Origin of the sequence: Mesorhizobium loti R88b, from assembly GCF_013170845.1 — a bacterium.
Classification (GTDB): domain Bacteria; phylum Pseudomonadota; class Alphaproteobacteria; order Rhizobiales; family Rhizobiaceae; genus Mesorhizobium; species Mesorhizobium loti_B.
Window position 1 is genome coordinate 313,928 of the sequence record NZ_CP033367.1, and the last position, 13,539, is coordinate 327,466.

At 64.4% G+C, this 13,539-nt stretch carries 10 protein-coding genes; 8 read left to right on the forward strand and 2 right to left on the reverse strand.

The genetic code is table 11. The features are described 5' to 3' along the window. Positions 1–69 precede the first annotated feature (69 nt). Together EB235_RS01450 and EB235_RS01455 are read left to right on the forward strand one after the other, a co-directional pair. On the forward strand, positions 70–1,332 hold the full coding sequence (locus EB235_RS01450; protein ID WP_245268880.1) for a glycosyltransferase family 4 protein: 1,263 nt from the start codon (positions 70–72) through the stop codon (positions 1,330–1,332). Positions 1,333–1,357: 25 nt separating this feature from the next. After that, the gene (locus EB235_RS01455) at positions 1,358–2,932 is read left to right on the forward strand and encodes a glycosyltransferase (RefSeq protein WP_027032723.1); all 1,575 of its coding nucleotides are present in this window, start codon (positions 1,358–1,360) and stop codon (positions 2,930–2,932) included. 70 nt (positions 2,933–3,002) lie between these two features. Here EB235_RS01455 and EB235_RS01460 read toward each other — a convergent pair whose 3' ends face one another. Further along, the gene (locus EB235_RS01460) at positions 3,003–3,578 is read right to left on the reverse strand and encodes a DUF1349 domain-containing protein (RefSeq protein WP_027032722.1); all 576 of its coding nucleotides are present in this window, start codon (positions 3,576–3,578) and stop codon (positions 3,003–3,005) included. A 46-nt stretch (positions 3,579–3,624) separates the two neighbouring features. After that, on the reverse strand, positions 3,625–5,064 hold the full coding sequence (locus tag EB235_RS01465) for an aldehyde dehydrogenase family protein (RefSeq protein ID WP_027032721.1): 1,440 nt from the start codon (positions 5,062–5,064) through the stop codon (positions 3,625–3,627). A 274-nt stretch (positions 5,065–5,338) separates the two neighbouring features. On the opposite strand from EB235_RS01465, the gene EB235_RS01470 reads away from it, so the two are divergent. The 6 genes from EB235_RS01470 (at position 5,339) to EB235_RS01495 (ending at position 13,538) form a co-directional block, all read left to right on the forward strand. Next, positions 5,339–5,998: a TetR/AcrR family transcriptional regulator gene (locus tag EB235_RS01470; protein ID WP_027032720.1), complete on the forward strand. Its 660-nt coding sequence runs from the start codon at positions 5,339–5,341 to the stop codon at positions 5,996–5,998. A gap of 157 nt (positions 5,999–6,155) precedes the next feature. Next, a complete protein-coding gene (locus EB235_RS01475; protein ID WP_027032719.1) occupies positions 6,156–8,567 on the forward strand; it encodes a GcvT family protein in 2,412 nt (803 codons plus the stop codon). A 37-nt stretch (positions 8,568–8,604) separates the two neighbouring features. Next, positions 8,605–9,858, forward strand: a complete 1,254-nt coding sequence (locus EB235_RS01480) for a sarcosine oxidase subunit beta (RefSeq protein WP_027032718.1) — start codon at positions 8,605–8,607, stop codon at positions 9,856–9,858. Between the two features lie 8 nt (positions 9,859–9,866). Then, positions 9,867–10,133 carry a sarcosine oxidase subunit delta gene (locus tag EB235_RS01485; RefSeq protein ID WP_027032717.1) on the forward strand — a complete coding sequence of 89 codons (267 nt, stop codon included), beginning with the start codon at positions 9,867–9,869 and terminating at the stop codon, positions 10,131–10,133. Beyond that, positions 10,130–13,012 (forward strand): sarcosine oxidase subunit alpha family protein, encoded by a 2,883-nt coding sequence (locus EB235_RS01490; protein ID WP_027032716.1) that lies wholly within the window; start codon positions 10,130–10,132, stop codon positions 13,010–13,012. Before EB235_RS01485 ends, EB235_RS01490 begins: the two co-directional genes overlap by 4 nt. Continuing rightward, positions 13,005–13,538: a sarcosine oxidase subunit gamma family protein gene (locus tag EB235_RS01495; protein ID WP_027032715.1), complete on the forward strand. Its 534-nt coding sequence runs from the start codon at positions 13,005–13,007 to the stop codon at positions 13,536–13,538. Before EB235_RS01490 ends, EB235_RS01495 begins: the two co-directional genes overlap by 8 nt. Position 13,539 lies beyond the last annotated feature (1 nt).

Consider the following 13,539-nt stretch of genomic DNA (forward strand, 5'->3'; position numbering starts at 1 on the left):
AAACAAGTCGAAGCTTATTTCCATGGCTTCAGGGGCCTCGTGAATGTCGTCCGGGATTGAGCCTGCCACGTGGCGCCTTGGGCGCTCGCCTTGAACCGCATGGGCGCGCGACCTGACATCACCATGACGGCGCGCGGCAGCGAACGGCGCGTGCTGATCCTGTCCCACGAGCCGGCCTTTCCGCCAACCTCCGGCGCAGACCTTAGAAACTATCGCAATGCCGCGATTGCGGCCGGGTTCGGAGCGGCCTGCCTGGTCTCGGTGCTGCCGCGGGCCAGCGCGGCGAAGCTGCCCGATCCGTTGATCCGCGCCGAGGCGCTATCGATCGAGGGCGAGGCCCGTACGGCTTCGATCGGGTGGTGGCGCATGAGGGCCGAGCATCGCATTTCGCGCGCTGCCCTGATGCGGCTGGAAGCAATCATCCGAGACTTTCGTCCTGATACAGTGGTGGTCGAGAGCATCGGCCTGTTCAAGCTGCTGCGGCCGTTGCGGCCGCTGGTGCGGCAGCTCATCCTCGACATGCACAATGTCGAGTCCGACCTGGCCCAGCAAATAGGGCGCACTGAGGCGCTCGGACCGCGTCTTGCCGCGATCGCGGCATCTCTGGGCATCAGGCGTGTCGAAAGAAAGGCACTCGCCATTGTCGACAGGGTCTGGGTCTGCTCGAACCAGGACCGCGACAGACTGGCGGTCCTCTCCCGGCGCAAGGCGCCGATCGACGTCGTTCCCAATGGAATTCCCAACGTCGAGGACATTCCGCAGACGCTGCCCACCGAGGCCACGACCAACAGCGGCTTCCCGGTGATCCTGTTCATCGGCCATCTCGGCTATCCGCCGAACGTCGATGCCGCCCAGCGATTGGCCCATGGCATATTGCCCCGTATCCGGCAGGCTTTGCCCGGCGCCAAACTTGTTCTCGCCGGACGCAGCCCGAAAGCGGCCGTGCTGGCGCTGGCCGCATTGCCAGGGGTGGAGTTGGTCGAAAACCCGGAAAGCGTGGCGCCGCTTCTGTCCTGCGCGCATCTCAGCATCATTCCGCTCAAGGCAGGCGGCGGCACGCGCATCAAGATCCTGGAGGCGATGGCCTGGGGCGTGCCGGTGATCGCGACGCCGCTGGCGGCCGAGGGCCTGGAGCTGGCCGAGAACGACGAGGTGCTCTTGTCGGCCACCGACGACGGGCTTGCCGATGTGGCCATCGGGCTGTGTCACGACGCCAAGCGCCGGGAACGACAGCGCATGCGCGCGCATCACGCCGTATGGGCAAGGTTCGGCCCGCAAGCGATCCGCGATGCCATCCGCGCCGGGCTTGAACTGGAGAATGAAGGCGCATGACAACCTCCCGCCCCATGAGCCGCCGATGATCCCGCCAATCTTGCACCAGACATGGAAGACCGACAGCGTTCCCGCACGCTTCCAGGCGTATGCCGACAGCTGGAAACGGCATAATCCGCACTTGACAGTGATGTTCTGGAGCGACCGGATGCTGCTCGAATTCGTGGCCGGGCATTACCCTGATTTCCTGCCGATGTTCTGCAGTTACACGAACGGCGTGCAGCGGTCGGATGCGGCCCGCTACATGCTTCTGCATCATTTTGGCGGGGTCTACGCCGACATCGACTGCGAATGCGTCGCACCTTTCGATCCGATCATGAATGAGAACCGTGTCGTGCTGTGCAAAGAACCGGCCTCGCATGCGGCCGTCCAAGCGGATTTCCGGGGTCTGCCCTATCTCCTGTTCAATGGGACCATGGCGAGCCCGCCCCGTCACCCCTTCTGGATGCATCTCCTGTCCATGATGCCGGGGCTGGTCGGCGCCAAGGACGTGCTCGACTCGACAGGTCCTTGCCTGCTGACATCGGCCCAACTTGGTTACATCGATCAGGGGGCTTTCGCCATTCACCCGTCCGGCCTGTTCACGCCGGTGACGTCTTCAAGGAGTACCGAGCTTGAGACGGGCGACGAGACGGCAGCACTTTCCATCCATCACTGGGCCGGTACGTGGTGGAACCCCGAGCCGCCGCCGACATGGCTGACCAAGCTTCGCAACAAAGCCTACCGGCTAAAATATCATCTGACGCGCGGCGCTCATCTGGATAAAGCCGCGGCAAAAGCCAGCGTCGACAAGGCGGCTCTGTCATCGCCGCCGCCCACAGGCGGCAACATCGCCATTCTGGTGCCGCTTCGCGACGCCGCGGACCTGATCCAGCCCTTCCTCGACGCGCTGGACGGACTCAACTACCCGAAGGACAGGATCAAGCTGGTTTTCTGCGAAGGCGACAGCCTGGACGGCAGCTGGGAGCGCCTGCAGGCGGCGACAGCTGGAGTAACCGGCAAATATCGCGACGTTGTGCTGCTGCAAAGACAGGTCGGCACCCGCTTCGACAGGGCAAAAAGGGCAAGGCCCAGGACGCAGCGCGCCAGGCGGGGCGCGATTGCCAAGGTGCGAAATTACCTGATCGATCAAGGGTTGGATGCGGATGACGACTGGGCGCTGTGGATCGATATCGACGTCTGGCGCTTTCCCGGCGATACGCTGAACCGGCTGATCGCCGCCGGACATCGCATCGCCGTGCCCAACTGCGTCAAGATCGCCGGCCGCGGTAGCTTCGATCTCAACAACTTCATTATCAGGCGCCAAGCCAGGGACTACCGGTATTTTCGCGAGGTCCGCGGCGGTCTTCATCAGCCTCCGCCGACGACACCGCATCGCTATCACCTCAGCGATGTCAGGCATCTCGATATTGTCGGCCTCGATGCGGTCGGTGGAACCATGCTGCTGGTCGATGCGGCGTTGCATCGCGGCGGCCTGCGCTTCCCCGAAATTCCCTACCGCGACCTGATCGAGACCGAAGCGTTTGGCTTGCTCGCCAACGATCTCGGCATCCGGCCGATGGGCTTGCCGAAGCTGGAGATATTACACGTTCCGTGGTGAGGCGGCAGCCTGCCGAAGCTCCTCGCGCTGCGGCTCCAGATAGGTTTGCGGGCGCAGATGTCGCCAGCCGTCAGTCGTGCAACTCTCGCGAAATCGGCGGGCCGATCAAAAATCCGGAGAACGTGACTTCGAAACCCTCGCGCTGCGGCGAACAGCACATCATGCCGACCTCGACCGTCTTCGAGATCGGAAAATAGGCAAGCCGCACCGGCTTCCAGTGGCTATCAGAAGCATCGAGATACTGGACGCGGATTGCCTCGCCGTGGCGGGTCAGGCGGATGCTGACGCCATTGGGATCGGCATGGATGGCCACCAGCGACCAGTCCGATGTGTCGTTGGTGACGACGACGGAGAAATAGGCAAGGCCGTCCGTGTATTCGATGCCGGCCTTGATCCAGTGCGTTTCGCTGAGCCGGACCATCAGCCCGGCCTGGTCGTAGAGCACCTTGTAGTCGCCTTTGACGGTGACTTCGGCGGTGAAGTCACCGTCGACAGGCCGATGCAGGAAGTGGCCATTGTCACGCCAGAAACCGTAGAAGGTCTCACGCCAGAAATCGGTTTCCTTGCCGGTGCGCACGCGCACCGCGTCGCCGTCGATGGCGTGACGCGGCGGCGGGTTGAGCCAGGTCAGGTCCTGCAATGTCATTGTCTCGTGCGATCCAGTTGTCAGGGTGTGGCGGCTCGCCAACTGATCATCCCGCAAATGTATAGGCGGTCTTCACCGTGGTGTAGAACTCGGCGGCGTAACGGCCCTGTTCGCGCGGGCCGTAGCTCGAGCCCTTGCGGCCGCCGAAGGGAACATGGAAATCGACACCCGCCGTCGGCAGGTTGACCATCACCATGCCGGCCTCCGAATTGCGCTTGAAGTGGGTGGCGTGCTTGAGGCTTGAGGTGCAGATGCCCGAGGTCAGCCCGAAAGGCGTGTCGTTGGCGACGGCGAGCGCCTCGTCATAATCCTTGACGCGGATGACGCTGGCGACAGGGCCAAAAATCTCCTCGCGCGAGCTGCGCATGGCATTGGTGGCCTCGGTGAGCAGCGCTGGGCTGAGGTAGAAGCCCGGCGTCTTGCGGTCGAGCCTCTCGCCGCCGAAGGCGAGCGTGGCGCCTTCCCTGACGCCGATGGCAATATAATCCTCGTCCTGCTTCAGCTGTGTCGCGTCGACGACCGGACCGATCTGCGTCTGGGTGTCGAGCGCATCGCCGATCACCAGTTTGCCCATGCGGTCCTTGAGCGCGTCGACGAAGCGATCATGGATACCTTCGGTCACGATCAGCCTGGACGACGCCGTGCAACGCTGGCCCGTCGAGAAGAAAGCGCCGTTGAGCGCGCAATCGACAGCGACAGCGAGGTCGGCATCGTCGAGCACGACCAGCGGGTTCTTGCCGCCCATTTCGAGCTGGAACTTGCGCATGTGCTCGACACTTGCGGCAGCGACGCGTTTTCCCGTGCCCACGGAGCCGGTGAAAGAGATGGCGTTGACATCGGGACTGTCGAGCATCGCCTGGCCGACCACCGAGCCCTTGCCCATGACGAGGTTGAGCACACCCTTGGGCAGGCCGGCGCGATGCAGGATGTCGACGATGGACCAGGCGCTCTCGGGAACGAGTTCCGCCGGCTTGAAGACGATGGTGTTGCCATGCGCCAGCGCCGGAGCGATCTTCCATGCCGGAATGGCGATCGGGAAATTCCATGGCGTGATGATGCCGACCACGCCGACCGCTTCGCGGGTGATCTCGACGCCGACGCCCGGCCGCACGCTCGGCACGACTTCTCCCGACAGGCGCAATGTTTCGCCGGCAAAGAAATCGAATATCTGGGCGGCGCGGATGGTCTCGCCAATGCCTTCGGCCAGCGTCTTGCCCTCCTCGCGCGCGAGGTTTCGGCCGATTTCGTCCTTGCGCGCCATGATCTCGTCCGAGGCCTTCTTCAGCACCGCATGGCGTGCCAGCGGGCCGGAGCGCGACCATGCCGGGAAGGCAGCCTTGGCCGCCGCGATCGCCTGTGTGGCCTGTTGGACCCCCGCCGAGGCATATTCGCCGACGACGTCGCCGGTGTCCGAGGGGTTGATGTTGCGGGAGCTGGCGTCGCCGATCCATTCGCCATCGATGAGGTTCTTTCGAAACTGAGCCATGTCCTGGCCTTTCCTGCTGGTTGGCCGCGCGGCGGCATCTGTCTGAAGTGGTATTTGCCAGACAAATGCCCTGCGGGAAAGCACGCACTGGCAGAGCGGCCGCGACAAAATTCCCGGGTTTGCCTCTGCGCCAACAGCTTGGCGGCTGGATTACCCCATCGACAGGTAACCCTACTAATATCCGCAGGACGTTCTCCAGGACCAAACGAATTGCTCTGTACAGACATGTACATAGCCTTGATTTGCCTGATGCGGCGTGTCATGCGTCGTGATGATGGCAGCACTCGAAGCGACGATTCAGCGCCCCGGCACCACCGGCAACATCAAGGCCACTCGTGAAGACTGGCTGAAGCTGGCGCTTGAAACACTGATCTCGGATGGCGTCGAACGCGTCCGCGTGCTGACGCTTGGCCAGCAGCTCGATGTCTCGCGCTCCAGTTTCTACTGGTATTTCAAAAGCCGGCAGGATCTGCTCGACCAATTGCTGGACTATTGGCGGCAGACCAACACCAGATTCATTGTCGAACGCGCCAACCGGCCCTCCGCGACCGTCATCCGCGGCGTGATGAGCATTTTCGAATGCTGGGTGGACGAGAGGCTGTTCGATCCCCGGCTGGACTTTGCGATCCGGGCCTGGGCGCGCCGCTCGCCTGCAATCCGGCGCGCGCTCGACGAGGCCGACGAAGAGCGCGTCAATGCCATACGCGACATGTATATGCGCCATGGCTATGAAGAAGAAGACGCGTTCGTGCGCGCCCGCGTCCTCTATTTCATGCAGATCGGCTATTACTCGCTCGAGCTCAACGAACCGATGAGCACCCGCCTGGCCCAGGTCGCCTCGTATCTGCGCAGCTTCACCGGCCAGGAGCCTCCGGCGGAAGATGTCGAGGACTTCGCCCGCTACGTCGAGAAGACCCTTTCCGCCAAGCGGTAGACGCAGCCGCCTAGCCTCACAGTTTCTCAACGACATGCGTTGGCGTCCACCCCGTAACCAGCACATCGACCTCGTCTGAGCCAAACCCTGCAGGTACTAGACACATATGTACAATGCCGATAGTGTGATCCGCCATGACGGGGTGGAGCGCGGCAGAATGAAATCGCAATACAGGGCGATCGTTATCGGCGGCGGCGTGGTTGGGGCCTCGGTGCTCTATCATCTGGCAAAATTCGGCTGGAGCGATGTCGCGCTGATCGAACGCGAGGTGCTGACCGCGGGGTCGAGCTGGCACGCGGCCGGCGGCTTCCATGCGCTAAACGCCGACCCCAACATCGCCGCGCTGCAGGCCTATACGATCGATCTTCTGTCAGAGGTCGAGAAGGAATCCGGCCAGAACATCGGCATGCACATGACCGGCGGGATCTCGGTTGCGTCCGCGCCGGAGCGCTGGGAATGGCTGAAGGCCTCCTACCGCATTTTTCAGACCATGGGCATAGACGACGTCCATCTGGTCGGCGTCGACGAGATCAAGCAGCGCTGCCCGATCCTCAACACCGACGGCATGCTGGGCGGTCTCTATGCCGCGCGCGAAGGCCATATCGACCCGTCGGGCGTCGTGCATGCCTATGCCAGGGCGGCAAGGAAGCGCGGCGCCGAGATCATCGAGCACAATCGCGTGCTGGAGCTCAACCGCCGCGCCGACGGCAGCTGGGACGTGGTCACCGAGAAGGGCACTGTGGTTGCCGAGCACGTCGTCAATGCCGGCGGCCTGTGGGCCAAGCAGGTCGGACGAATGGCCGGCATCGACCTGCCGGTATCGCCGATGGAGCATCATTATCTCGTCACCGAGGCGCTGCCCGAGATCCAGGCGCTCGACCGGGAATTGCCGCTGATCGTCGACCTCGAAGGCTTCACCTATATGCGCCAGGAGCAGAAGGGCCTGCTGCTCGGCATCTACGAGATCAACCACAAGCACTGGAACATGGACGGCGCGCCGTGGGACTACGGCATCGAATTGATCCAGGAGGACACCGACCGCATCGCCAACGAACTGGCGCTCGGCTTCAGCCGCTATCCCTGCCTGGAAACCGCCGGCATCAAGCGCTGGGTGAACGGCGCCTTCACCTTCTCGCCGGACGGCAATCCGCTGGTCGGCCCGGTGCGCGGCGTTCCCAATTACTGGGTGGCCTGCGGCGTCATGGCCGGCTTCCTGCAAGGCGGCGGCGTCGGCAAGTCGCTCGCGGAGTGGATGATCCATGGCGAGCCGGAAGCCGACGTCTACGGCATGGACATTGCCCGCTATGGCGACTTCGCCTCCAACCGCGAATACATCAAGCAGACGACCGGGCAGTTCTATTCGCGCCGCTTCGTCATGAGCTATCCCAACGAGCAATTGCCGGCAGGACGGCCTCTGAAGACAGCCGGCGCGCATGACGCCATGGATGCGGCCGGCGCTCGCTGGGGCAGTTCCTGGGGCATGGAAGTGCCGCTCTATTTCGCCCCGCCGGGGTTCGTCGAGGCACCGACGCTGAAGCGCTCCAACGCCTTCGACATCGTCGCCCAGGAATGCCGCAAGGTGCGCGAAGGCGTCGGCTTGCTCGATATATCAGCCTTCTCGCGCTACGAGATCAGCGGGCCGCAGGCCGAGGCCTGGCTCGACCGGTTGCTCGCCTGTGCCTTACCCAGACCGGGCCGCGCAAAGCTCGCGCCGATGCTGGGCGAGAACGGCAAGCTCAAGGGCGATCTCACCGTCTTCAACTGGGGCGACGGTTCCTGGTGGATCATGGGGTCCTACTATCTCAGGCAATGGCACATGCGCTGGTTCGAGCAGCATCTCGCCGACGGCGTCACCGTGCGCGACATTTCGGACGCGGTGGTCGGCTTTTCGCTGGCCGGCCCCAATGCGCGGCGGCTGCTCGGGCGGCTGACGCATCAGGATATCTCCCACCAGGGATTCGGCTTCCTCGCCTGCAAGACGCTGGATGTCGGCCTGGTGCGGGCCAAGGTCGGGCGGCTCTCGGTCATCGGCGAGCTCGGTTACGAGATCCATTGCCAGGCCAATGAGCATGCGGGCCTGCGCCGCGCGCTGCTTGCGGCAGGCAGCGACTTCGGCATTGCCGAATACGGCTTTGGCGCGGTCAATTCGCTGCGGCTCGAAAAGAGTTTTGGCATCTGGTCGCGCGAATTCACGCAGGATTACACACCAGCCGAGACCGGCATGGACCGCTGGATCGCTTTCGACAAGGGCGGCTTCATCGGGCGGGAGGCGGCGCTGAAGGAGCGGGAGACCGGATCAAGGCGGACGCTGGTGACGCTCGAAATCGACGCCGTGGATGCCGACGCCAGCGGCTACGAACCGGTCTGGAGCAGAGGCAAGCTGGCCGGCTTCGTTACCTCGGGCGGCTATGGTCATACGGTCGGCAAGAGCCTTGCGATGGCCCTTGTCGATCGTGATGCGGCCGGCATCGATACTGAGTTGACAACCCATATCGTCGGCGTCGAAAGAGGTGCGCGCGTCATCGCTTCGTCGCCCTACGATCCAACGTGCAAGGCGATGCGGGCATGACCGAAAGAAGCGCTGCCATCCCTGCGGAAGACATGCCATGACCAGACGCTATTCCGCCCTGTCGCTGTTCAAGGAGGGCCTGGCCGGCCAGACCGGCTGGAAGCAGGCCTGGCGCTCGCCCGAGCCGAAGCCACCCTATGACGCGATCGTCATCGGCGGCGGCGGCCATGGGCTGGCAACAGCCTACTATCTGGCCAAGAATCACAACATCACCCGGGTAGCCGTGCTGGAGAAAGGCTGGATCGGCGGCGGCAACACCGGCCGCAACACCACCGTGGTGCGCTCCAACTACTATTACCCGGAAAGCGTCGACCTCTACGGGCTGGCGCACCGGCTCTATGAGGGTCTGTCGAAGGATTTGAACTACAACGTCATGCTGTCGCAGCGCGGCATGGTCAATCTCTGCCACTCGACCGCCGAAATGGAAATCGGCGCGCGCACCGTCAACGCCATGCAGATCAACGGCATCGATGCCGAGCTGTTTTCGCCCGAGGATGTGCGGCGCGTGGCGCCGATCTATAATTTTTCCCCGGATGCACGTTTTCCGGTGTTCGGCGGCATCTGGCAGGGTCGCGCCGGAACGGCGCGTCACGATGCGGTCGCCTGGGGGTACGCACGGGCGGCGAGCCGGCTCGGCGTCGACATCATCCAAAATTGCGAGATCACCGATTTCATCATCGAGGGCGGCCGCTGCCGTGGCGTCCAGACAACGCGCGGCGCGATCCGTGCGGACCGTATCGGCATGGCGGTGGCCGGACATTCCTCGGTGCTGGCGGCCAAGGCCGGCTTTCGTCTGCCGATCAATTCCTATGCCCTGCAGGCCTGCGTCTCCGAGCCGGTCAAGCCGATCCTCGACACGGTGGTGCTGTCGCCCGGCACCGGCGTCTATGTCAGCCAGTCGGACAAGGGCGAGATCGTCATCGGCGGCGGGCTAGACCGCATCCCCTCCTATGCGCAGCGCGGCAATCTGCCGACGCTGGAGACGGTGATTGCCGGCCTCTTAGAAATGTTCCCGATCTTCGGCCAGTTGAAGCTGATGCGGCAATGGGCCGGCATTGTCGATGTCGTGCCGGATTCCTCGCCGATCATCGGCCCCTCGCCACTGCCCAATCTGTTCCTCAATTGCGGCTGGGGCACGGGCGGCTTCAAGGCGATCCCTGCCGGCGGCACGCTGCTGGCCAACCTGCTGGCGACCGGCAAGCACAACGACATCAGCCGACCCTTTGATCTCGATCGCTTCGCCACCGGGCGGCTGATCGACGAAGCGGCCGGTTCCGGCATCGCGCATTAGAGGTTCCCATGCAGCTTTTCCCTTGCCCGTTCTGCGGTCCGCGCGATGAGACCGAATTCCACTATGGCGGCGATGCCGGCAATGTCAGGCCCGATGGCGCCGACGTGCCGATCGATCGCTGGGCCGGATATCTCTACCTGCGCGGCAATCCGAAAGGCACGGCGCGCGAAATCTGGGTGCATGTGAATTGCGGAGAGTTCTTCGTCATGGAACGTGACACCGTCACGCACAAGGTGCTGTCCTCGGCAGCGCTTGGCGGGGAGCACGCCGCGTGACCGCCTCGCGTCTCACCACCGGCGGCAGCGCCATCGACCGCTCGTGCCCGATCCGCTTCAGCTTCGACGGCGCAACCGTCGACGGCTTTGCCGGCGACACCATCGCCTCAGCACTGCTGGCCAATGACGTCGCGGTCGTCGGGCGGAGCTTCAAATACCACCGGCCGCGTGGCATCTGGGGGGGCGGCGTCGAGGAACCGAACGCGCTGGTCGATGTCGGCGGCCCGCAGGCGACGCCGAACACGCGGGCCACGACTGAGCCGGCACGCGACGGGCTGGTGGCAAAAAGCGTCAACGCGACACCCAATGCACTGGCCGACCGCAACGCCTTCCTCGACCGCTTCTCGCGCTTCATTCCAGCCGCCTTCTACTACAAGACCTTCATGTGGCCGGACTGGCACATGTTCGAGCCCCGCATCCGGGCCATGGCCGGGCTGGGCAAGGTCGATACGGACTGGACCTCGCCAGGTACGGCGGACCAGATCAACCATCACTGCGATGTGCTGGTGGTGGGTGCTGGCCCGGCCGGGCTCGCGGCGGCCAGGATGGCGGCCGGCGCGGGTCTCTCCGTCGTGCTGGTCGATGATCAGCAGAAGCCGGGCGGGTCGCTCGGCCACCGTGCCGGTGAGATCGACGGGAAACCGGCGGATGCCTGGATCGAGGAGACGGTTACGGAGCTTGCCGCCGGCGGTCACCTGATCCTACCGTCGACGACCGCCTTCGGCATCTACGACCACAATCTGGTTGGCCTGAACCAGCGTCATTTCGACGGCCGGCGCGACACGCTGTGGCGGGTCAGGCCACGCCAGATCGTGCTGGCGACCGGCGCCATCGAGCGGCCGCTGCCCTTCGCCAACAACGACCTGCCGGGCATCCTGTCGTCGGATGCAGCGCTCGCCTATCTCAGGCGCCATGCGGTGCTGGTCGGCCGGCGTATCGTTGTCGCGACCAACAATGACAGCGCCTACGAGGTTGCGAGCGCGCTCGCGGAGGCAGGTGCCGATGTCACGCTTGTCGATATCAGGGGCGATGGCACGCCCGCCACGCCTGCCAACGTACGACTGGTCAAAGGGCGCGCGCTTGCTTCCGCCAGCGGCAGACTGCGCGTCGAGGGCGTGACGCTGGACGACGGCACCAGGCTCGATACCGATTGCGTGCTGGTCTCGGGCGGCTGGACGCCGACCATTCACCTCTTCGGCCAGGCCAGGGGCAAGCTCGCCTGGAGCGACGCGCGTGCCGCTTTCCTGCCCGGCGATCCGGTCGACGGCATTTCCGTGGCTGGCGCTGCCGCCGGGGCGGTCTCCTTGTCGGAGGTGTTTGCCGGCGCGCAGAAAGCCGTTGCGCCGCTCGGCGAAACCAAGGCCGCCCTACCACGCAGCACCGGACCGGAAGCGACGGGCGGCATAACGGCCGCGTGGCCGTTGCCCGGCTCGAAAGGGCGCATCTGGATCGACTATCAGAACGACGTGACGGTGAAGGACGTCGAACTGGCGGCACGTGAAAATTTCGTCTCGGTCGAACATCTGAAGCGCTACACGACGCTTGGCATGGCGACCGACCAAGGCAAGACTTCCAACCTGCCCGGCCTGGCGCTGATGGCCGGGATTACCGGTCGAACGGTACCGGAGGTCGGCACCACCACTTACCGTCCGCCCTTCACGCCGGTGCCGCTGGCAAGCTTTGCCGGCGCGCGCGTCGGTGAACTGATGGCGCCGGTGCGGCGGCTGCCGCTGGAAAACGTGCATCGCGCCAGCGGTGCCGTGTTCCAGGAATATGGCGGCTGGCTGCGTCCTGCCCACTATGGCGGCAGAACCGACGCGGATCGCGCCATCCAGGACGAAGCGTTGCGCGCCCGCAAATCGGTCGCGCTGTTCGACGGTTCGACGCTGGGCAAGATCGAGGTGATCGGCCCGAAGGCGGCCGCGTTCGTCGATTTCCTCTATTACAACACCATGTCGACGCTGAAGCCCGGCCGCTGCCGCTACGGCTTCATGCTGTCGGAGAACGGCGTGGTCTTCGATGACGGCGTGCTGGTGCGATTGGACGAACATCGCTTCGTCGTGTCGTGCTCGTCCTCGCATGTCGCTGCTGTGCACGCGCGGCTGGAGGAGTGGCGGCAGGATCGCTTCGGCCGCGATGCGGTCTACATCCACAACGCAACGTCAGAGATGGCGACGCTGACCGTTTCCGGGCCGAATGCGCGCAAGCTGCTCGAAACAGTCGGTCTCGGCCTGTCGCTCGACGATGCCGCCCTGCCGCATATGGCGGTGGGCCAGGGCAGCTATGCCGGCGACGAAGTGCGCGTCACCCGCGTCAGCTTTACCGGTGACAGGAGCTATGAAATCTCCATCCGTGCCGATCGTGCCGAGCCATTATGGGGGCATCTGCGTCAGGCCGGCCAGGCGTTCGATGCCGTCATCATCGGTCTCGAGGCGCTGATGATCCTGCGTGCAGAAAAAGGCTTCATCGTCATCGGCAAGGACACCGACGGCACCACGCTGCCGCATGATCTCGGCAGCGAAGGGCCGCGTGCCAAACGCCAGGCCGAATATGTCGGCCGCCGCTCGCTGTTCACCGAGGAGGCTTCGCGTGGCGACCGGTTGCAGCTTGTCGGGCTGACGGTGCCGGAGGGCGAGCCACCGCTGCCGACCGGTGCGCATGGCATTCGACGGATCGACGGAAGGCCGCACAGCCAGGGCTTTGTCACCTCGAGCTACCAGAGCCCGACGCTTGGCCGGCCGATTGCGCTTGGCCTGATCGAGCGCGGTGCGGCACGCCACGGTGAAGCAGTAGACATCCAGCATCTCGGCAAGGTCAGGACGGCGACGATCGCCGCGCCTTGCGCCTTCGACCCGGCAGGAGACCGGCTCAATGCGTGATCTCGCGGAAAAATGGTCCGTCGCACCGGACTGGCAGAACGCCACGATCGATGTGCCGGGGCTCAAGATAGGCTCGATCCCTGGGCTGCACCAACGTCTGGTCAGCGGCGACCTTGCCGCATTGGCCGAGGCATCTGGTTTCGATGGAACGGCGGTCGGGGCGTTCGGCCCAGCCGAAGGCATACGCTACACGGTCCGCTTGGCACGCGACCGGCTGCTTGCCGTGTCCACCACGCCGATCGGCATGGCGACGGGATGGTTCCCCCAAGAGTTTGCGGTGACGGAGATCAGCGCCGGGCTGCAGGTGTTCGAGGTCGAAGGCTCGGCACTTGACGCTTTCATCGCACGCGGGACGACGCTTGATCCCGGGCAGCCAAGCGCCAGTGCCGCGCTTTCCTTCGCCGGCGTCAGCGCCATCGTCTATCGTCACGAAGACAGGCTGCGCATCCATGTCGACCGCGGTCTTGCCGCCTATCTCTGGATGTGGATGGAGCAGGCCGCAGGCCACATAGCGGCCGGAGATTAGC